We start from the raw sequence: 20,011 nt of genomic DNA, 5'->3' as shown, positions 1-20,011 counted from the left end.
TAATGGCTACTCCTCATATTAATGCTGAAATGGGTGCATTCGCAGACGTTGTACTGATGCCGGGTGATCCACTACGTGCGAAATACATCGCTGAAACTTTCCTAGAAGACGTGGTTCAAGTGTGTGACGTACGTAATATGTACGGTTTCACTGGTACTTACAAAGGCCGTAAGATCTCTGTTATGGGCCACGGTATGGGTATCCCATCATGTTCTATTTACGTAACCGAGCTAATCAAAGATTACGGTGTGAAGAAAGTGATTCGCGTGGGCAGCTGTGGTGCTGTTAACGAAGATATCAAAGTCCGTGATGTCGTTATCGGCATGGGCGCATGTACGGATTCTAAAGTGAACCGTATTCGCTTCAAAGACCATGACTTTGCTGCAATCGCAGACTACAAAATGGTGAAAGCGGCAGAAGAAGCAGCAAAAGCACGCGGTATCGACGTAAAAGTAGGTAACCTATTCTCTGCTGAACTGTTCTACACGCCAGATCCATCTATGTTTGACGTAATGGACAAGTACGGTATCGTTGGTGTTGAAATGGAAGCGGCGGGTATCTACGGTGTTGCTGCTGAATACGGTGCAAAAGCGCTGACTATCTGTACTGTATCTGACCACATCAAAACAGGCGAAGCGACCACGTCTGAAGAGCGTCAAACCACGTTTAACGACATGATGCTTATCGCATTAGATTCAGTATTGATTGGTGATCAAGAAGGTTACTAAGCTTTCTTATCGATTCGCTTATTGATTTTGAATGAAAGAAAAAACCTCAGCTTCGGCTGAGGTTTTTGTTTATATGAAGGGTTTTAGCTAACGTTCTCAACTAAAACTCTATTCCGCGTTCTGTAGCAGCAGGTTTTCACCTTTCGACTTAGGCTTACGTTTCAGTAGCAGAGTGAACAACACGCCACTGATAAAGCTCATGATAACCATCAGGTACATGTAGCGATCACTTTTACGGTAGTGATGATCGGAAATCGCTGTCACCTTACCAGTCTCAAACGTAATGCGAACAAAACCGATCAGGTTACCATCATGCATCACAGGCTCTACAAGTTGCTGACGACCAATACTTGCCGTTTGCAAAGGTGTATCCAAACCAAGAACTTCTCTTACGCTCAGTGCTGAATCACTGGAGGCGAGTTTTACACCCTCAGAATCATAAATCGTTGCATCAAATACTAAGCGGTCTTGGGCAAGTTGATTGGTGAGATTGAGCAGGCGTTCTTGATCCTGCTCTGCGATACTTCTGCCTGCGGTTAGCGAGGCTTGAGTAATCAATACCTTCGTGAGTGTTTCTAGCTGGTTTGCTTGAATACGTTCGTTACCTTTACTGATCACAACACTATTTTTAATTGTGATAACGAACATGCCAATCAACAGCAGTAAGGTTAGTAGGCGAATAACCATACGAAACGAGAACAAAGAACCGTCCATAATCGAGTTAATCCAAAGAAAATCAGACTTTGCACATATTGAGACTTGCGTTTTTAAATTGCAATAGGGTAACGTCTGCTTATACGAAGACATGGATGCCTTAACTATTATGCTCGCTATTAAAAAACATACGTCTCTTATCAATCGTCTGCCTGAAACTCGTTTATCTCTTCAACTAGACAAAAGCAAAGCCAACTGGATTGTTTTTGGCAACTTTTTAACTGCACAGCAGTTTGAAGATATTGATTTCTTTACCGGTTATTACAACGCCATCATAGATGCGTGGAAAGTCGGCCCTTATGAAGTCGCTTTAATGTCCGGTGAGCTGACGGGCGAACATGAGAAGATCTTACAGGGTTTAGGTTTAGATTACGCTCGCATCAATGAGGTGCCTGATTTATCAAAACCGGGTTTGATTGTGATGGATATGGACTCTACAGCAATCAAGATTGAGTGTATTGATGAAATTGCCAAGCTTGCTGGTGTTGGTGATGAAGTCGCAGAAGTAACAGAACGTGCGATGCAAGGTGAACTCGATTTCGAACAAAGTCTGCGTCAGCGTGTGGGAAAACTCAGTGATGCCGATGAATCTATTTTAGAGTCAGTCCGTTCAACACTGCCTTTGATGGAAGAACTTCAAGAGCTGGTTGAAACGCTACAAGCATTTGGTTGGAAAACAGCGATTGCGTCTGGTGGTTTTACCTACTTCTCAGATCATTTGAAAGCGATGCTCAACTTAGATCACGCTCAATCAAATACCTTAGAAATTATCGATGGCAAGCTGACCGGCAAGGTTCTGGGAGATGTGGTTACGGCTCAAACTAAAGCGGATATCGTAGAAGAACTCGCAACTCAGTTTGATATTGAAATGCACAATACCGTTGCTGTTGGTGATGGTGCTAATGACCTTGTGATGATGGAAGCAGCTGGCCTTGGCGTTGCGTTCCATGCCAAACCAAAAGTCGAAGCCAAAGCGCAAACTGCGGTGCGTTACGCTGGCCTTGGTGGTGTGCTGTGTATTCTTTCAGCTGGTCTTGTGAAGCATCAGAAAATTAGTTGGCAAAGTAAGCCGTAAGAACTGTCCGATTCTAATTTGAAATAGAGAAAAGCGAGGTTGATACCTCGCTTTTTTTAATGTCACTCAACTAGATGTTTTTTACTTCTAGACCTGCCAGTTGATGCCAGTAACCATTACATTGCTGACTCTCTAACGTGGTTGGATGTCGACCATGTTCGTTTTGTTTGAACTTGTCTAAGTGCTGGAAGGTTTCGACCCCCAGAGGGCTTAAACGAACCACGTCCACTAAACCTTCCATGCTCGGTAAGTCGTTCATCAGGTTATAACAATAGCCAGATTGAGTTTGAATACCGTTCAAGTTGAAAACGGATTGACCTTCCTGACTGCTGACTTGAATACCGGTTGGATACTTGATACAGCAGGTTTCGCATTCATCTTTGGCTCTGTTCTCTGCGCGAGCAGTAAAACAGCGAGCTGAATAGGCGAGAGGGAGATAGCCGTGACTAAAAACTTCCACTTCAAATTGATTGCGAATACCGATTTTTTCACACTGAAGCAAAACGTTGTTAAGCCAGTCACGTGATAGTTCAACAGGCATACACCAGCGAGTCATACCTTGCTTTAGAAAGATCTGTAATGCGTAAGCGTTATAGGTATTCACAGCTGGCCCCACAATGAAAGGTATTCCTTTCTCATGAGCCATCTGAATCGCGGAAACGTCATTGGCTTCAATCGCGAAGTCACCATTATCAATATACTTCTTTAGTACGTTGATTTCGCTTGGCGCTTCAAATAGCGCCATTGTCGAAAGAACCACTTGTTTGCCGGCAGAAGAGAGCTCTTTAGCAATATCAAACCAGTGTTGTGGTTTCATCTCTCGACGTTTGGAACAAACCGTTTCGCCCAGATAAATAATATCAGCGCTGCTCTCTTTGGCTTGTTGGTAAAAGTTTTCGACATCTTGTTTTGGCCAGAAATAAAGTAGCGGGCCTAGTGCGTATTTCATAATTTCCCCTTACTACTGATTACTGCCATTTTCGGTGGTATGCACCGAGCGTGGTTTGCGTACCTTCAGATACGTTTGCGAGCGTGGCATCCCAAGCACTTTCTACGTGATAGCTTTGAGGATTAGCAAGGTAGCGATCAATCGCTGCGCGCCAAGTGCGTGTCACTTGTTCTACATATGCAGGGCTGCGCTGGCGGCCTTCAATTTTTACCGAGGCAACATTCGCGGCGAAAAGCTCAGGTAACAGCGAAAGCGTATTCAGACTGGTTGGTTCCTCTAATGCATGGTAGCGTTTTTCTTCACCATCAATTTCAGCCATAAAGCGACCTTTACATAAGGTTGGGTAACCCGCATTTTCGCCTGCAGCGTACTTGTCGATAAGAATTTCATTCAGTCGAGACTCTAAGCCTGACTCAGTTTCTTGCCAGCGGACATATTTCGCAGGAGAACACGCGCCGACCGTATTTGGCGACTCACCCGTCATGTAAGAGGAGAGGTAACAGCGACCTTCCGACATAATGCATAAGCTACCAAACGCGAACACTTCAAGGTCTACGCCTTCAGGGATGTTACGTGAAAGCTGTTTTACCTGATGGATAGAGAGTACGCGAGGCAATACCACTCGTTTAACGTTGAAATTGTTGTGGTAAAACTCCACCGCTTTGACGTTAGTGGCGGACGCTTGAACCGAAAGGTGTAGTTCCAAATCTGGGTATTTGTTCGCAGCGTAATCAAGAATCGCAACGTCAGCCACGATCAAGGCATCAATACCAAGATCCGCAGCCTGATCAACAGCGTTAGTCCATCGTTCGAAACCATCAGGATGAGCGAAAGTGTTTAATGCGACATGGATTTTCTTTCCATGATCGTGAGTATATTGAACGGCTTTGTTCAGTTTGTTGCCTGTGAAATTCAACCCTGCAAAGTGGCGGGCATTGGTGTCGTCTTTGAAGCCGATGTACACGGCATCTGCACCACAATCAATGGCTGTTTTTAGAGCGGGTAAATTACCAGCTGGACAGAGAAGTTCCATTGCTCGGTTACTTATTTTTATGAAAAAGTGACCATATTTTAAGAATAAACAATGGATATCAATTTGATGTAAGGCAGGTTTCAGTGAATAAGGAAAAATTTACTCACTTAGAGTGATTTACGGTGACGACGGTGCTTAGCGAACAGTTCTTCGACTTCATGTTTAGGCTGTGGGCGATGGAAATGGAATCCCTGAATAGAATGACAATTCAGGTTGGAGAGCAAGGTTGCTTGTTGTTGTGTTTCAACACCTTCTGCAACCACAGATAAGTTAAGTGATCGACCAAGGTTAATGATGTTTTCGATGACCGTAATCTGCTTAGGTAGCGTATCGATATCAGTAATGAAAGCTCGGTCAATCTTAAGTTCATCAATAGGGAATCGTGCTAGATATGCCAGCGATGAGTAGCCTGTACCGAAATCGTCGATAGAAAGGTTAAAGCCCAGTTTCTTAATCGCGTTGAGCATTTGCAACGTGTGTTCACTATCACTCATCACGGCACTTTCCGTCAGCTCGAAAGTAATACAGCTAGGATCAAGCGATGTAGTACGCAGTAGCTTCTCGAGATAGTCGATTAATTGCGGGTTACCAAATTGCTCTGGAGATATGTTGATAGCCACTCGTCCCGGAAGAATGCCTTGTTGTTTCCAACGTTTCACTGTGGCGAAGACATCACGCATGACCACGCGGCCAAGGTGTTCAATCAAACCCGCTTTTTCCGCAACAGGAATGAATGCCGCAGGACTGATGTAGCCTTCTACAGGGTGTTTCCAGCGAACCAGAGCCTCTGCACCGTTGACGCTGAAATCACGAGCATTCACTTTTGGCTGATACCACACTTCTAAGCCATTTTGCTGAAGGGCTTTTTGCAGTTCGATCTCAAGCCACAAGCGCATGCGCGCTTCTTTGTTCATTTGATCATGGAACTTGATAAGGCGGTTACGGCCGCGATCTTTCGCTTCATACATCGCAGTGTCAGCGTTTTGTAGCAAAATACGTGCGTCGTTACCGTCACCCGGATATTGCACACTACCAATCGAACAGGCTAGACGCTTACTGAAATGGTGCAAATCAAAAGGTTGGTTGATCAAAGAGATAATGCGTTCAGACAGCATTTCCGCAGAGCGGTTGTGCTCTGGCTCTGGCAAAATCAGACCAAATTCATCACCGCCTAAGTGGCCTAAAATCGCTTGTTGTGGCAATAAACGTTTCAAACGTGACGAAACTTCCTGAATCACTTTGTCGCCGATGTGGTGCCCCAGTGAGTCGTTGATATTCTTAAAGTTATCGATATCCAAATACAACATCACCAGTGGCGTGTCGTTTTGAATTAAATGCTCTAGGCGTTTAGTGAAACCCAACCGGTTGTACAACCCCGTTAATGAGTCGACATGGATATCGGTTTGGCTGGTAGCGGAAAGCTGTTTGGTAGCTTGAGAAGCATCCTGAATCAAAATCAGCTGTGAATTGCTGCCCAGAATTTGAGTTGTACCAGCATGCAGTTGTACTCGGCGCTCAAAACCACAGCGTGGACCTGTTAAACATATCAGCGGGTTGTCTGTTAAAAGTTCACCCAGTTTAGCGTTGAATACACCTTTGGTTTTTTCATCAATAAATAAGCGTGAAAGCTCTTCATCGAGCAAATCTGAGGTGTCTTCAAATCCCAGCAAGCGAGCCGCTGATGGGTTGGCTGAAATAATGAAATCATCTTCTACTAAAAGTAAGCCATCCGGTAATAAGGTAGTTAGAGTCGAAAATTTGTTTTCAGAATCTTCCAGAGAGCGGATGAGGATTTGTTTTTCAGATGTATCAATTGCATGGAAAACAATGTATTCCACGTCTTTTTTGTCACTGAAAATGGGAGAGAGTGAGAAGTGAAGACTCATTTCCATGTCGATATCATGGAGAGTCATTTCTGCTTCTAGAGTTTCGCCATCGAATGCTCTTTGGTAATAGCCTTTGAGGTGGTTGTAAAATTGTTCGCCAAGAATTTGCGAATCATTCATCCCAACCAGTTCCGTGGCGGTTAAACCAGAAACATCACAATACCTTTCGTTGACCATGACATAATTATGTTGGTCATCTAAAACTGCAAAAAAGAACGGACTGTTAGACGTTATTTTTGCAAACCAGTGCTGTAAATGTTGCGAAGGCATATGCGACGGCATTAAGAAACTACCAACTGTGTTTAAGCGCTTATTTGTTCAATAAGAATTATTTAAGAGCGATACGTACTAACTATAACGTTGATTTCACGGTTAGAAAAGCTTCTCTGCGTTGCACAATTTCTTGATGCATAACAGGGTTCGCCACTATCACATCCCGTATGATGAGTTTTCCTAAGACAAAGGTAACGGATAAAGGGCGTGATTAACAACATTCGTATTCAACTAGTTCAAAATGCAGCATCAATTTTGAGATCTCCAGTCCACTTATTGCCTAAGTTTGTGCAAAAAAAAGCCTTACTTGATGGCATGAGAATGGCTTTCCATGAAGCGCTTGAAGATGGTGATTTTGAATTCCTAGAAGGCAAGTGGTTAAAAGTTGAAATTCGCGATATGAATTTGTGTTGGTATGTCAGTTATGAAAATGACAAGCTTGTGGTTGCAGACAACATTAAAGATGAAGATGTGAGTTTCAGCGGCAACTTGAATGATCTGGTTCTCATTGCTGGCCGTAAAGAAGATCCAGACACGTTATTTTTCCAACGCAGACTGTCAATTGAAGGCGACACGGAACTTGGCTTAGAAGTCAAAAATTTGATGGACAGTGTGGATTTGGAACAATTACCGAAAGCTTTGCAAATTTTACTTCACCAACTGGCCGATTTTGTGCATAAAGGCATGCAAGCACCTAACGCACATAAAGAGGTAGTGAATGCTTATTCGAACTGAGGCTCCAGCCGATATTCTGGTTGTAGACCAATTACTGAAATCGGTATTTGATACCGAAGCGGAAGCAAACTTAGTAATGGCTCTGCGCGAGAATGGTAATCGCACGCTGTCACTGGTTGCCTGTGAAGATGATGGCGAAGTGGTGGGGTTCGCGATGTTTAGCCCTGTATCATTGGCTGGTGAACACCTCAATTGGCAAGGTCTGGCTCCTTTAGCTGTGAAAGCAGAGTACCGTAAACAGGGCATTGGTGCCGAGTTAGTTAACGAAGGTTTGGCTTCTCTTGGTGAACTGGGATATCCAGCCTGCGTTGTTCTTGGTAACCCTGATTACTACCAACGTTTTGGTTTTAAACCTGCCAATCAATTTGGCTTTACATGCCAGTGGGAAGTACCTACGGACGCATTTCAAATCGTCGCATTGTGGGAAAACGAACTCGATAACCGCCAAGGGCTAATTGAGTATTGCCCAGAGTTTAATGAACTCGCATAAATCGTTCCATTAAGAAGAAGCGCCCGCTTCTTCTTAGCTTTTTCCTTTGTTTATTTATCAAGATATTTTTATTTGAGTGTTCACCTAGTAAACCAGCCATTTCGTCTGATTGCGTAATAGACTTTGTGCTCTCTATGAGCTGTGGTGATTCGATAGGAAGTTTGTTAGCATTCGCTTAATTCATCACGCATTTACATAGCCAACAGGCCTGAACTGATCACTACTATGCCTAATCAAGAGCAACAATACTTACAAGCGATGGGAATTCAAAGCTGGGAACTGCTTCATCCTGAGCGTTTACAAGGTTATCAAGCTTCGAAAGTCGGCTTAGACAAAGAGTGTAAATTGTTGCTGGTCAGTGAAAGTTATCCAACCCCAAGCGAAGTGATACTGTTTGAAAGGGTGTTGAAGAGCTTCAAAGTGGAATTGCAGCAAACTCAACATGTGCTTTTACACCATCTGGCGAGTTTAGAACTCTCAAGCTTGGAGTGGATCTGGTTTGCTGGTTGCGATGACACAAATATTTCCGGTATCAAAAAACTTCACACACCACCATTGTCCGAAGTAGATGGTAACACCCAACACCGCCGTGATTTATGGCAACAGATATGTTCTTACGAGGCGAATTAAACTTATGTCGATTCAGTTTTTACCTATAGAAGAACAGCATCTGGATTCTGTGTGGAAAATCGAGCAGCAGGCTCACAGCCATCCTTGGAAAGAGTCAATGATTCGTCAGCTAGACAGCCGAGGTGCTTGCCATTTTTGTATGTTGCTAGATGATAAAGTGATTGGCTATTTCTACGCGCAAAACATCGTTGGTGAAGTTTCTTTATTGAATATCGCGATTGATCCTGCTGTGCAGGGGAAAGGCTATGGTAAGCAATTGGCTGAGTTTCTCCTCACTCATTGTGAAGAAATTAAAGCGGAGAGTATTTGGCTTGAAGTACGAGAAAGTAATACTCGTGCGTTTGATCTTTACCAAAATCTCGGTTTCAACGAGATAGATCGTCGGGTTAACTACTATCCGACAGACAAAGGCAAAGAAGACGCAATTATCATGAGCTACTGCTTCTTCTCGTGACGCTAGTCGCCGCGGCTGGTGGTTATTTTTTGCCGAGACGAATAACGTCACTGTGGTTGGCTATTTCTTTATAGTTATTGCTTTGAAAACGCAGCTCAATGTCGTTCACTGGCAGAGGTTTATCAAACAGAAATCCCTGGAATTGCTCACATCCTAGTTCTTTTAGGGCATTGAGTTCATCAATATTTTCTACCCCTTCAGCTATTACTTCCAAATTGAGTCTTCGGGACATCATCAGGATCGTATCGACAATCGCTTGATCACTTTCATCCAAGTGAAGTTGAGTCACAAAAGAACGGTCGATTTTGAGCATGTCGACAGAGAGATGTTTTAAGTAGCGCAACGACGAGTAACCTGTACCAAAATCGTCAATAGAGATGTTGATGTGGTTTTGTTTGAGTTTTGCCATTTTCTCGATAGAGCTTTCGACATTCTCTAGCAGCAGACCTTCGGTTATCTCAAGTTCTATGTGTTCTCCTGAAATTTCCACTTGTTGCAAAATGTCATTGATAAACTCTACAAAGCTGTCCTGAGCAAATTGTAAAGGGCTGATATTGATGGCTAATCGACGGAAATGCGGCGGAAGCACACCTGCTTTTTTCCACTGTGCATATTGATAACAAGCTTGTTCAATAATCCAGTTACCAATTTGCAGAATCTGCCCGGTTTCTTCCGCGATAGGCATAAATAATCCCGGTGGTAACAGACCTTTTTGAGGGTGATTCCAGCGAATCAGTGCTTCAACACCGACGATATTATGGTGAATGTCGACTTGAGGTTGGTAATAGAGTTCAAGCTGATTATTTGAAAGCGCCTCATGTAGACCCTTTTCTATGGCTAAGAACGATTCAATTTGCGCCTGCATCTCAGGTCTGTAAAAAACATAATTATTTCGTCCACCCACTTTGGCTCGGTATAAGGCTGTGTCAGCTTGACGCAGAAGGTCAATATTTGTGGTGACGTTCTCTGGGAAGGTGGTAATGCCAAGACTGACTGTACAGTAGAGCTGGTGTCCATCAATCAAATAGGGGTTTGAAATCAAAGCAAGCAGTTGTTTGGCTGCACTTTCGATGTCTCTAGCGGCGACATCTGGATTGAGAATAGCAAATTCGTCGCCTCCGATTCTTGCCGGAACATATCCTTGGTTGGCCCAAGCTTCCATGCGTAGAGCTACCGCTTTCAGCAGTTTGTCACCAATGGTGTGTCCTAATGAATCATTGATGGTTTTAAAGCGGTCAATGTCGATATAAAAAAGGACTCCCATGGTTTTGAGAAGTCTTGCTTTATCAATAGCTTCTGACAGATTTTGTAGTAACAAGCTTCGATTGGCTAATCCAGTTAAGGTATCGTAATAGGCGAGTTGATTAAGCTTGACTTCAGCGTCTTCTCTTTCCTTCCATAGCTTGTGAAAAGTAAAAGCCAGTTCGCTGATTTCGTCTTTATGTTCTTGAACTGGTGGCAGTGAAATGTGCTGCTTATCTTTTAGTGAACGGACCCATTTATTTAAATTTATGATGGGCAAAGAGAGCTTTCGATAAAAGAACAGTAGCAAGATGCTAGTCAACAGAACATTTCTTAGCAGATCAAACAGCAATACGTGCGTAGTTTTATTAATAAATTCGGTTGCAAGTGAAGTTCCGTCAACTGAAAAGCTCAAGCGGCCAACTAATACATTTGATTCCGGTTTGTGCAAATCGGTGGTGAAAGTTGGAATCTCGGGGGTGAAGTAATGGGAAAGTAGTTTGACAAACTCGTTCATATCCGGAATAGGGCGCTGCTTAACAATCAAGGTATCACCGAAATCATCAATGATTTCTACACGATAAATAGCTGGGTCGGCCATTAAACTAGTGGCGACTTGGCCAGCAAGAAGGTTATTTAAGTGATATGCGGCAAGGCTGGCGTTGGCATAACTTTGCATCAGCTTGAAATGGTAGCTTTCTTCTACTTTTTTATGTTCCTGATGAAGATCGACGAGAATTTGATAAAAGCTAAAACATATCCCCAGTATCACAGATACCAAGAAAACGGTTTTGGCTTGCCTAAATGCCAATGAATTGAGTTGTCTTGTTGTAGCCATCTCGCCCAGAAGTCCTTTTATTATTCTAAAGTTATAGCCCATATTGGCTGATAATATAATTTCCAATAATGAGTGTTCGTTTAACTTTGAATGCTGACTTATCTTGAAACCCTTTAGGACTCATCATTTTGCGGTGCTGTCCCTGCTTCACAAATAAAATCAAAAATTACAGTAAGTTAATTAGTTAATCTTCTCAATAGAAATAATCTGATTATCTGACATGGGTGTTTCAAAACTGATTGAGCGGCGAGAAGTTGTTTTAAGGTTTTGGTTTAATTGACTGAAATTAATAGATTTTTTGTATTTATTTCAAAGCTGAACGAGCAGTTAATGCCACTTTATATAAGCTTTGATTGTTTATAGAGGCAGAATCAGCGAAAATACCCGCCAATCACGATTAACTAACGGATTTGTGCGAGTAACACCTTGCAGGTGGTTGTTTGTACCCTGAATCCGTGCTCAAACGAAAAGAATGATCAAATGGCAGACCCGATTTTTCTAAGCGAAGTCAATAAACGTAGGACTTTCGCGATTATCTCTCACCCGGATGCTGGTAAAACAACCATCACTGAAAAGGTGTTGTTATTCGGACGTGCAATCCAAACCGCAGGTTCAGTAAAAGGACGTGGCTCATCTCAGCACGCAAAATCTGACTGGATGGAGATGGAAAAAGAACGTGGTATCTCGGTGACAACTTCTGTAATGCAGTTCCCTTACCGTGATGCGTTGGTGAACCTACTGGATACTCCGGGACACGAAGACTTCTCGGAAGATACTTACCGTACACTGACTGCTGTTGACTCATGTTTGATGGTTATCGATGCGGCAAAAGGTGTTGAAGACCGTACGCGTAAACTGATGGAAGTTACTCGTCTGCGCGATACTCCAATCATCACATTTATGAACAAATTGGACCGTGATATCCGCGACCCAATGGAATTGTTAGATGAAGTTGAAAATGAGCTAAACATCGCTTGTGCTCCTGTGACTTGGCCGATCGGCTGTGGTAAAGAGTTCAAGGGCGTTTACCATATTCACCGTGACGAAACGATTCTGTATTCAACAGGTCACGGTCACACCATTCAAGAAGAGCGTATCATCAAAGGTATCGACAACTCTGAGTTGGATGTTGCAATTGGTGAAGATCTGGCAATGCAAATGCGTGAAGAACTTGAACTTGTGCTAGGAGCTTCTCATGAGTTTGATTCTGAGCTGTTCCTTAAAGGGGAACTGACACCTGTATTCTTCGGTACAGCATTAGGTAACTTTGGTGTCGACCATATGCTTGATGGTTTGACGGAGTGGGCTCCTGCTCCACAACCTCGCCAATCAAACGAACGCATTGTGGAAGCCGCGGAAGATTCATTTACAGGTTTCGTATTTAAGATTCAAGCGAACATGGATCCTAAACACCGTGACCGTATCGCGTTCATGCGTATTGTATCGGGTACCTATAAACAAGGTATGAAGATGAACCACGTGCGTATCGGTAAGCAGGTGAGCATCTCTGACGCTGTGACGTTTATGGCTGGTGACCGCTCTCGCGCAGAAGAGGCTTACGCTGGCGATATTATTGGCCTTCACAACCACGGCACGATCCAAATTGGTGATACTTTCACTCAGGGTGAAAAACTGAAGTTCTCGGGTATTCCAAACTTTGCTCCAGAATTGTTCCGCCGTATTCGTCTAAGAGATCCACTGAAGCAGAAACAGCTGCTTAAAGGTCTGGTTCAGCTTTCTGAAGAAGGTGCTGTACAGGTATTCCGCCCATTGCAGAACAACGATTTGATCGTTGGTGCTGTTGGTGTGCTTCAGTTTGATGTGGTTGTTGCACGTCTGAAATCTGAATATAACGTTGAAGCGATTTACGAAGGCGTGAACGTAGCAACGGCTCGTTGGGTTGATTGTTCAGATGCTAAGAAGTTTGAAGAATTTAAACGTAAGAACCAAAGTAACCTAGCGTTAGATGGTGGTGACAACTTAACTTACATCGCGCCTACTATGGTTAACCTGAACCTGGCTCGAGAGCGTTCACCAGAAGTTGAGTTCCGCGCGACACGCGAACATTAATGTTCATTTAGTTGTGTCTAATTGGGTTATGATGCCGCAAACCGCTCAAGACATCCTGTTTGCTTAGACAAGGGCTTCGATGCCCTTGTCTGTTTGCTCCACCATCCCCAATCTGTATTGACCCTGTCAGACGTAAAAAAGCCGATGCATTGCATCGGCTTTTTACTATTTATAGTTCAGAAATTATTTATAGTTCAGAAATCATCGCTCAGAATTATTTGCTTTTCTTAGCCGAAGTTTTCTTTTTAGCGGTGTCTTTCTTCTTAGTTGTGTCTTTTTTCTTTTTCACAGCTGAAGGTTTCTTCTTCTTAAATACCGCTTTCTTATGTTTAGGACGCATGCCTTCGATGTAACGCTCTTTAATCTCTTCTTTGATATAGCGAGCAACGCGTTCAATCATTGGTTGATCGTGTGCTTCAACCAGAGAAATCGCGTTACCTTTCTTACCCGCACGAGCGGTACGGCCGATACGGTGAAGATAAACATCTGCAGTACGTGGCATATCAAAGTTGATCACATGGCTAACGTCTGGAATGTCGATGCCACGAGCAGCAACGTCAGTCGCCAGCAGAATATTGACTGAGCCGTCACGGAAGCGAGTTATTGCATTGTTACGGCGATCCTGTGGCATTTCACCTTGTATCCAAACACATGGGATCTGCGCGCGTTCTAATTCCGCACGAAGCTCTGCTAAGCGTTCACGAGTTTTTAAGAATACGATCGCACGCTCTGATTGCTCAGTTAAGATGTTTTTCAGTAGCTCAAGCTTGTGTGCCATGTCGTCTGCACGGTGATACCACTGGGTGATCTTCTTACGTTCACGGCGAGGTGGCTCGGCATTGACAATCGCAGGTTCATTTAACAAGTCAGCAGTAAAACCATCGACACCTTTTCCTTCTAGTGTTGCAGAGAAAAGAAGGGTCTGTTTACGCCAGCGACACTCTGCCGAGAGACGATCAACAACAGGTGCGAAGCCCATATCTAGCATGCGGTCAGCTTCATCAAGAATCAGCCACTCAATTGCACGACAGTCAAAACGTTCTGCATCAATGTATTCCAATAAACGACCAGGTGTTGCAATCACGATATCTTGAGTAGTTGCTAAAACGTCAGCGTGTTCTTGGTACTGAACTCCCCCCGTGATACTGAAGATATTCATGCGAGTGTATTTCGCTAGAGCTTTCGCTTGTTCAGTGATTTGCAATGCCAGTTCACGAGTCGGCGTCAGAATTAAAATGCGAGCAGGTCCCGCTTTCTTACGTGGGAAATCTTGTAGGTATTGCAGTGCCGGAATAACAAACGCGGCTGTTTTGCCTGTCCCTGTTGGAGCGGATGCAAATACATCTTTTCCGTCGAGGGCTTGAGGAATTGCTTCAGCTTGAACTTGAGTAGGGCGTTCAAAACCCATCTCTTCAATGGCCTCAACGAGGTTTGGATCCAGTTCTAAGTCAGCAAAAGATTTGATCACTGTTAATACTCCGCAAGCGCTCGGACTGAGCAGTCAAAGCCGATCAGCAATCGCTGACCAGTAAAAATTAGGGGCGCACATTATAGATGGATCGTCACTCAGATCACATCTTTAATTCTACATCTTTAAATAAAAAGATCGTGTTAGCTCTGTGAAGGCTTGAGTGTAGCCTAATTCATCACGAATGATCAGCTCGGAATGCTCTGTCCCCGTTTCTTGTTTCTGCAGTTCAAATAAAAGACGGCTGACAGGCTTATTGGCAGTCGGTTTAACTTTGCATAACCGTGTGAGGTGAAAGCCCACCTCTTTCGCTAATGCTATAAACAGTTCACCTTCCGTTATTGGAAGAATAAAACTGGCGGTTCCATGTTCAGAAAGTAGTTGGTAACAGACCTGAATTAATTGCTTGTGCTCTAAGGTTTTCGTGTGTCTAGCTGTTGCCCGTTGAGCGTGTTGCGAGTGTTCACCATCGTTAAAGTAAGGCGGATTGCAGATAATCGCATCGAAAGTTTTGTTCTGTGAAATATTTAAAATATCGGCTTGTTCAACAACAATTCGCTTAGCCCAAGGAGAATGGCTGATATTGATTTTCGCGGCATGGTAAGCGTGCTGATCGATATCAATCGCATGTATTTCAGCGTTGGAAAATCGTTGCGCGCACATCAGTGCCAGCAGACCTGTGCCAGTTCCAATATCAAGGATATGCAATGGGGCAATATTGTCAGATATAGAATCTTGGAAAGCCCACGCTCCCAGAAGAACTCCGTCAGTACTGACAGGCATGCCACTATGACCACCTTTAATCGAAAATTGCTTAAATTTAAAGCCTTTAGTGTTTAACGTGCTACTTTTCATGAAAATATCGATATTTGTTGGAATTTAAGTGACTAACGCTGGTGTTGCATAAATGTATAGATTTTTGTTCTATTCGGTGTTGATTTTATTTGTTTAATTTATAGTTAATTATTCTTATTTTTATTTCTTGGTTGGTTTTATCAACTGGTTTTTTGCTTTAAATATGGTTTTATGTGGCGTTTTTGGCTCATGGGTTGCTAAGTGATGATAGTTTCGTCATTATTCGCCACCTCTCTTGAGCTTTGGAAAGCCGTTTTTCAAGCGAAGGATGTATTACATTAACAAATAATTATTAAGGGGTATCTGTGAAACAGACTTTAAAATTAACAGATATTATAGCTTTAGGCTTTATGCTTTTTGCGTTCTTTTTGGGCGCTGGTAACATCATTTTTCCTCCTCTGGCAGGTCAATTAGCGGGTGATCATTTACTTCCTGCAATGAGTGGCTTCCTTTTAACAGCGGTAGGTCTACCGTTAGTGACAATTATTGCCGTTGCTATTTCAGGTGGTAGCTGGGAACACTTAACCAAGCATCTACCTGCGAAAGCGTCTTTGGTGATGGCAGCACTTATCTTTATCATTATCGGCCCTGCATTTGCAGCACCTCGTACAGGTCTTGTTGCTTATGAAATGGCGGTAAAACCACTGTTTGCTGATCTTAACCTGACGGTTTTCTCAATTTTGTTCTTTGCTGTGGCGATGTTCTTCTCATGGTCGCAAGGCAAACTAATCGACGTGATCGGTAAAGTACTGACTCCTGCGTTATTCATTGGTTTGATTGTGTTGGCTTTGGGTGTTTTCATCGACCCACAAGGACAAATGCTTGCTGCGCAAGGCGAGTATGCTACACAGCCCTTAACAAAAGGCTTCCTAGAAGGCTACAACACTATGGATACCTTTGGGGCTCTGATGTTCGGTATCCTTATTGTGGATGCTCTGCGCTCGAAAGGTATCACTGAAGAAAAAGCGACAACTAAATATCTTATCAGTGCAGCTGTAATTGCCGCAGCTGGTTTGGCGTTCGTTTACATTTCACTGTTCTACCTGGGTGCCACCAGTGCCTCTGTTGCTGCCAATGCAGACAACGGTGGTGTGGTACTAAGCCAATACGTTATCGCACTGTTTGGTGATAAAGGTCAGTTAGTATTATCTGTGATTGTACTACTTGCATGTTTAACTACAGCAATTGGTCTTATCTCTGCCTGTTCTGATTTCTTCAGCACACACACGCCAATCTCATATAAAGCTTGGGTAGTTCTCAACGGTGTTGCGTGTGCAGTTGTTGCAAACGTAGGTCTGGCACAACTGATAGCTCTTTCTGTTCCTGTATTGTTTGCACTATACCCAGTAGCGATTGCGTTGGTTGCATTGACTTTCATCCGCTCAAAGTTGGCAAATCCTCAAGCGGCATACCGTTTGGTGATTCTAGTGTCACTACTGTTTGCTCTGATTGATGCAGCAAAAGTGTCTGGTTTAGACGTTTCGTTCTTCAACTTCCTACCACTGTTTGAAATTGGTATGGGGTGGTTGCTACCTACATTTGCAGCGATGATCGTAATGACATTTGTTGGTGGTTCAACGAAAGCAGAGTTAGAGCAAAAAACGGTATAGCTTTAACTTTGTTTTTAAGAGGCGCTTGATGCTGTTTTTAAACAGATGTCAGCGCCTCTTTTTTATTAGCATTGAATGCTCGGCGTAACTCAAATTTTTAGCTCATCCTCTAATCAAAATATCCCCAATTTTTCCTGTATCTTCATCACATTTTTAAGTAGAATTCTCCGGTTAAATTCTACTCATAAAGCTTAAGCAAAAATGTTTGAAATCAATCCAATTAAAAACCGTATTCAGGATGTGTCTGAGCGCACTAATATCCTGAGGGGGTACCTTTGACTATGACGCTAAGAAAGAGCGTCTAGAAGAAGTAAACGCAGAACTTGAACAACCAGATGTATGGAACGAACCTGAGCGTGCACAAGCATTAGGTAAAGAACGTTCAGCATTAGAACTGGTTGTTGAAACCATTAATCAACTCGATCAAGGTGTCGATGATGTTGAAGGACTTCTTGAACTGGCGGTAGAAGCCGAAGATCAAGAGACATTTGATGAAATCGGTCCTGAATTAGCTGAATTAGAAACTAAGTTAGAGCAACTTGAGTTTCGTCGCATGTTTGCTGGTGATCACGATTCGTCTGACTGCTATATCGACCTTCAATCTGGTTCTGGTGGTACAGAGGCGCAAGACTGGACTTCAATGATGCTACGCATGTACTTGCGTTGGGCTGAAGCGAAAGGCTTCAAAACTGAAGTGATTGAAGTGTCAGAAGGCGAAGTCGCGGGTCTTAAGTCAGCAACGGTTCGCATCATTGGTGACTACGCGTACGGTTGGTTACGTACAGAAACGGGCGTTCACCGTTTAGTTCGTAAATCACCATTCGATTCAGGCGGTCGTCGTCATACTTCGTTTGCATCTGCGTTTATCTATCCAGAAGTGGATGAAAACATTGCGATTGATATCAACCCTGCTGATCTACGTATTGACGTATATCGTGCATCGGGTGCTGGTGGTCAGCACGTTAACACCACCGAATCAGCGGTACGTATTACTCACATTCCAACCAATACGGTTGTACAGTGTCAGAATGACCGTTCTCAGCATAAAAACAAAGATCAGGCGATGAAACAGCTTCGTGCGAAACTGTTTGAGCTTGAATTGCAGAAGCAAAACGCTGAGAAACAAGCGAATGAAGATGCGAAATCTGATATCGGTTGGGGTAGCCAAATTCGTTCATACGTACTAGATGACTCTAGAATTAAAGATTTACGCACCGGCATTGAAAACCGTAATACTCAAGCGGTTTTAGACGGTGACTTAGACAAATTTATTGAAGCTAGCCTGAAATCTGGCCTTTAAGCTTTTTACCGACAATACAGGGTACATGCAAAATGACTGATGCTGTTCAAAACGAAATGAATCAAGAACAAATCGCGCAAGAAGAAAACAAGCTGATTGCAGAGCGTCGTAGCAAGTTAGAGCACATCCGTAAGAGCTGCAAAGCGAATGGTCATCCAAATGATTTCCGTCGTGACAGCCTAGCTGGTGATCTACAAGCTGAGTTCGGTGAAAAGACTAAAGAAGAGCTAGAAGAGTTGAACCATATCGTTGCTATTGCAGGTCGTGTAATGGCTAAACGTGGTCCTTTCCTTGTGATTCAGGAGACTTCTGGTCGTATTCAAGCTTATGCATCTAAAGATGTACAAAAAGAGCTGAAAGAAAAATATCAAGGTCTAGATATCGGCGACATCATTGGTGTTAAAGGTGCATTACACAAATCAGGTAAAGGCGATCTTTACGTGAACATGGATGAGTACGAGTTGCTAACTAAAGCGCTCCGTCCACTTCCAGAAAAATTCCACGGTCTGACTGACCAAGAGATGCGTTACCGTCAGCGTTACGTAGACCTAATCGTTAACGAAGATTCACGTAAGACGTTTATCATCCGTTCTAAGCTAGTAAGTGCAATTCGTGCTTTCATGACTTCTAAAGGTTACTTAGAAGTTGAAACTCCGATGATGCATGTGATCCCAGGCGGCGCTACAGCTCGTCCGTTCGTGACTCACCACAATGCATTAGATATCGATATGTATCTACGTATTGCACCTGAGCTATATCTAAAACGCCTAGTTGTAGGTGGTTTTGATCGTGTGTTTGAGATCAACCGTAACTTCCGTAACGAAGGTCTTTCTCCTCGTCATAATCCAGAATTCACTATGATGGAATTCTACCAAGCGTACTCTGACTACAATGATTTAATGGATCTGACTGAAGAGATGTTAAGCACCGTAGCCATTAATGTTCTTGGTGCGACAGCAATGCCTTATGGCGACGAAATGGTTGAGTTCGGCGGTAAATACGCTCGCATGAGCATGTTCGAAGCAATTAAGCACTACAATCCAAACCACGCTCAAATCCAAGCGTTGACTGAAGAAGATCTACAAAACCGTGACCTAATGATTTCTATCGCGAAATCAGTTCACGTTGAAGTAGAAGATTTCTGGACTTGTGGTCAGCTTCTTGAAGAGATCTTTGGTGAAACGGCTGAACCAAAACTGATCCAGCCGACTTTCATCACTGGCTACCCAGCGGATATCTCTCCACTTGCTCGTCGTAGTGATAGCAACCCGTTCTTTACAGACCGTTTTGAGTTCTTCATTGGTGGTCGTGAAGTTGCGAATGGTTTCTCTGAGCTTAACGATGCAGAAGACCAAGATGCTCGCTTTAAAGCACAGGTTGATGCGAAAGAGTCTGGTGACGACGAAGCAATGTTCTACGATGCAGACTACATTACTGCTCTTGAGCACGGTCTTCCACCAACAGCTGGTCAAGGCATCGGTATTGACCGCTTAGCTATGCTGTTTGCAAACGCACACACTATTCGTGACGTCATTCTGTTCCCAGCAATGCGTCCGCAACAATAATTTGTTGCTTGCAATTGTCTGACCCGTCCTGATATGGGTTGACACATTTTAGTTAAAACGCTCGGTGTACTTCATCGGGCGTTTTGTATTTTAAGG

General features: G+C 43.4%; 17 protein-coding genes. 10 read left to right on the top strand and 7 right to left on the bottom strand.

The window, feature by feature from the left end:
* Nucleotides 1-2: 2 nt before the first annotated feature.
* Nucleotides 3-728 (top strand): purine-nucleoside phosphorylase, encoded by a 726-nt coding sequence (deoD, locus tag ACRQQK_RS18695; protein WP_102940435.1) that lies wholly within the window; start codon nucleotides 3-5, stop codon nucleotides 726-728.
* Between the two features lie 108 nt (nucleotides 729-836).
* Here the strand turns inward: deoD and ACRQQK_RS18690 are convergent, their stop codons facing one another.
* The gene (locus ACRQQK_RS18690) at nucleotides 837-1,442 is read right to left on the bottom strand and encodes a YtjB family periplasmic protein (protein WP_042480329.1); all 606 of its coding nucleotides are present in this window, start codon (nucleotides 1,440-1,442) and stop codon (nucleotides 837-839) included.
* A gap of 91 nt (nucleotides 1,443-1,533) precedes the next feature.
* Between ACRQQK_RS18690 and serB the strand changes: the two genes are divergently transcribed.
* Nucleotides 1,534-2,517 carry a phosphoserine phosphatase gene (gene serB / locus ACRQQK_RS18685; RefSeq protein ID WP_457513924.1) on the top strand — a complete coding sequence of 328 codons (984 nt, stop codon included), beginning with the start codon at nucleotides 1,534-1,536 and terminating at the stop codon, nucleotides 2,515-2,517.
* Between the two features lie 70 nt (nucleotides 2,518-2,587).
* Here the strand turns inward: serB and ACRQQK_RS18680 are convergent, their stop codons facing one another.
* The 3 genes from ACRQQK_RS18680 to ACRQQK_RS18670 form a co-directional block, all read right to left on the bottom strand.
* Complete coding sequence (locus tag ACRQQK_RS18680) at nucleotides 2,588-3,466, bottom strand: U32 family peptidase (RefSeq protein ID WP_457513922.1); 879 nt, start codon at nucleotides 3,464-3,466, stop codon at nucleotides 2,588-2,590.
* Between the two features lie 19 nt (nucleotides 3,467-3,485).
* Nucleotides 3,486-4,499: a ubiquinone anaerobic biosynthesis protein UbiU gene (gene ubiU / locus ACRQQK_RS18675; RefSeq protein ID WP_457513920.1), complete on the bottom strand. Its 1,014-nt coding sequence runs from the start codon at nucleotides 4,497-4,499 to the stop codon at nucleotides 3,486-3,488.
* A gap of 107 nt (nucleotides 4,500-4,606) precedes the next feature.
* Nucleotides 4,607-6,655 carry an EAL domain-containing protein gene (locus ACRQQK_RS18670; RefSeq protein WP_457514167.1) on the bottom strand — a complete coding sequence of 683 codons (2,049 nt, stop codon included), beginning with the start codon at nucleotides 6,653-6,655 and terminating at the stop codon, nucleotides 4,607-4,609.
* Nucleotides 6,656-6,865: 210 nt separating this feature from the next.
* On the opposite strand from ACRQQK_RS18670, the gene ubiT reads away from it, so the two are divergent.
* From ubiT to rimI, 4 genes are all read left to right on the top strand, one after another.
* The gene (ubiT, locus tag ACRQQK_RS18665) at nucleotides 6,866-7,393 is read left to right on the top strand and encodes a ubiquinone anaerobic biosynthesis accessory factor UbiT (RefSeq protein ID WP_457513918.1); all 528 of its coding nucleotides are present in this window, start codon (nucleotides 6,866-6,868) and stop codon (nucleotides 7,391-7,393) included.
* A complete protein-coding gene (locus ACRQQK_RS18660; protein WP_457513916.1) occupies nucleotides 7,377-7,883 on the top strand; it encodes a GNAT family N-acetyltransferase in 507 nt (168 codons plus the stop codon). The genes ubiT and ACRQQK_RS18660 overlap by 17 nt, the downstream gene beginning before the upstream one ends.
* 225 nt (nucleotides 7,884-8,108) lie before the next feature.
* Entirely contained in the window at nucleotides 8,109-8,513 is a 405-nt protein-coding gene (locus ACRQQK_RS18655) for a DNA polymerase III subunit psi (RefSeq protein WP_457513914.1), read from the top strand.
* A gap of 4 nt (nucleotides 8,514-8,517) precedes the next feature.
* Nucleotides 8,518-8,967, top strand: coding sequence for a ribosomal protein S18-alanine N-acetyltransferase (gene rimI / locus ACRQQK_RS18650; RefSeq protein WP_457513912.1), 450 nt, complete (start codon nucleotides 8,518-8,520; stop codon nucleotides 8,965-8,967).
* Nucleotides 8,968-8,989: 22 nt separating this feature from the next.
* Here the strand turns inward: rimI and ACRQQK_RS18645 are convergent, their stop codons facing one another.
* Nucleotides 8,990-11,047: a putative bifunctional diguanylate cyclase/phosphodiesterase gene (locus ACRQQK_RS18645; protein ID WP_457513910.1), complete on the bottom strand. Its 2,058-nt coding sequence runs from the start codon at nucleotides 11,045-11,047 to the stop codon at nucleotides 8,990-8,992.
* A 480-nt stretch (nucleotides 11,048-11,527) separates the two neighbouring features.
* On the opposite strand from ACRQQK_RS18645, the gene prfC reads away from it, so the two are divergent.
* Nucleotides 11,528-13,117 (top strand): peptide chain release factor 3, encoded by a 1,590-nt coding sequence (prfC, locus tag ACRQQK_RS18640; RefSeq protein ID WP_457513908.1) that lies wholly within the window; start codon nucleotides 11,528-11,530, stop codon nucleotides 13,115-13,117.
* Nucleotides 13,118-13,331: 214 nt separating this feature from the next.
* On the opposite strand, the gene srmB is transcribed toward prfC, so the two are convergent.
* Nucleotides 13,332-14,585 (bottom strand): ATP-dependent RNA helicase SrmB, encoded by a 1,254-nt coding sequence (srmB, locus tag ACRQQK_RS18635; protein WP_457513906.1) that lies wholly within the window; start codon nucleotides 14,583-14,585, stop codon nucleotides 13,332-13,334.
* A 117-nt stretch (nucleotides 14,586-14,702) separates the two neighbouring features.
* Nucleotides 14,703-15,440 carry a tRNA1(Val) (adenine(37)-N6)-methyltransferase gene (locus ACRQQK_RS18630; RefSeq protein ID WP_457513904.1) on the bottom strand — a complete coding sequence of 246 codons (738 nt, stop codon included), beginning with the start codon at nucleotides 15,438-15,440 and terminating at the stop codon, nucleotides 14,703-14,705.
* Nucleotides 15,441-15,745: 305 nt separating this feature from the next.
* Here ACRQQK_RS18630 and brnQ point away from each other — a divergent pair, with 305 nt between their 5' ends.
* The 3 genes from brnQ (at nucleotide 15,746) to lysS (ending at nucleotide 19,915) form a co-directional block, all read left to right on the top strand.
* Entirely contained in the window at nucleotides 15,746-17,050 is a 1,305-nt protein-coding gene (gene brnQ, locus ACRQQK_RS18625) for a branched-chain amino acid transport system II carrier protein (protein WP_457513902.1), read from the top strand.
* Between the two features lie 201 nt (nucleotides 17,051-17,251).
* Nucleotides 17,252-18,350 (top strand): peptide chain release factor 2 gene (gene prfB / locus ACRQQK_RS18620; protein ID WP_457513900.1). Its coding sequence is split into 2 segments (ribosomal slippage): nucleotides 17,252-17,326 and nucleotides 17,328-18,350, totalling 1,098 coding nucleotides; the frame shifts between segments, so codons are not numbered across the junction.
* A 32-nt stretch (nucleotides 18,351-18,382) separates the two neighbouring features.
* Nucleotides 18,383-19,915, top strand: a complete 1,533-nt coding sequence (lysS, locus tag ACRQQK_RS18615) for a lysine--tRNA ligase (protein ID WP_042480297.1) — start codon at nucleotides 18,383-18,385, stop codon at nucleotides 19,913-19,915.
* Nucleotides 19,916-20,011 lie beyond the last annotated feature (96 nt).

The organism is Vibrio sp. C8, from assembly GCF_054051265.1.
The sequence above is the reverse complement of the archived record's forward strand: the minus strand, read 5'-3'. Positions and strand labels throughout refer to the sequence as shown.

Coding starts and splice junctions, on each gene's coding strand:
- ACRQQK_RS18655 (WP_457513914.1), top strand. CDS start 8,109: ATGCCTAATCAAGAGCAACAATACTTACAAGCGATGGGAATTCAAAGC.
- serB (WP_457513924.1), top strand. CDS start 1,534: ATGGATGCCTTAACTATTATGCTCGCTATTAAAAAACATACGTCTCTT.
- lysS (WP_042480297.1), top strand. CDS start 18,383: ATGACTGATGCTGTTCAAAACGAAATGAATCAAGAACAAATCGCGCAA.
- ACRQQK_RS18690 (WP_042480329.1), bottom strand. CDS start 1,442: ATGGACGGTTCTTTGTTCTCGTTTCGTATGGTTATTCGCCTACTAACC.
- ubiU (WP_457513920.1), bottom strand. CDS start 4,499: ATGGAACTTCTCTGTCCAGCTGGTAATTTACCCGCTCTAAAAACAGCC.
- ACRQQK_RS18660 (WP_457513916.1), top strand. CDS start 7,377: ATGCTTATTCGAACTGAGGCTCCAGCCGATATTCTGGTTGTAGACCAA.
- ACRQQK_RS18680 (WP_457513922.1), bottom strand. CDS start 3,466: ATGAAATACGCACTAGGCCCGCTACTTTATTTCTGGCCAAAACAAGAT.
- deoD (WP_102940435.1), top strand. CDS start 3: ATGGCTACTCCTCATATTAATGCTGAAATGGGTGCATTCGCAGACGTT.
- ACRQQK_RS18630 (WP_457513904.1), bottom strand. CDS start 15,440: ATGAAAAGTAGCACGTTAAACACTAAAGGCTTTAAATTTAAGCAATTT.
- rimI (WP_457513912.1), top strand. CDS start 8,518: ATGTCGATTCAGTTTTTACCTATAGAAGAACAGCATCTGGATTCTGTG.
- prfC (WP_457513908.1), top strand. CDS start 11,528: ATGGCAGACCCGATTTTTCTAAGCGAAGTCAATAAACGTAGGACTTTC.
- ACRQQK_RS18670 (WP_457514167.1), bottom strand. CDS start 6,655: ATGCCTTCGCAACATTTACAGCACTGGTTTGCAAAAATAACGTCTAAC.
- ACRQQK_RS18645 (WP_457513910.1), bottom strand. CDS start 11,047: ATGGCTACAACAAGACAACTCAATTCATTGGCATTTAGGCAAGCCAAA.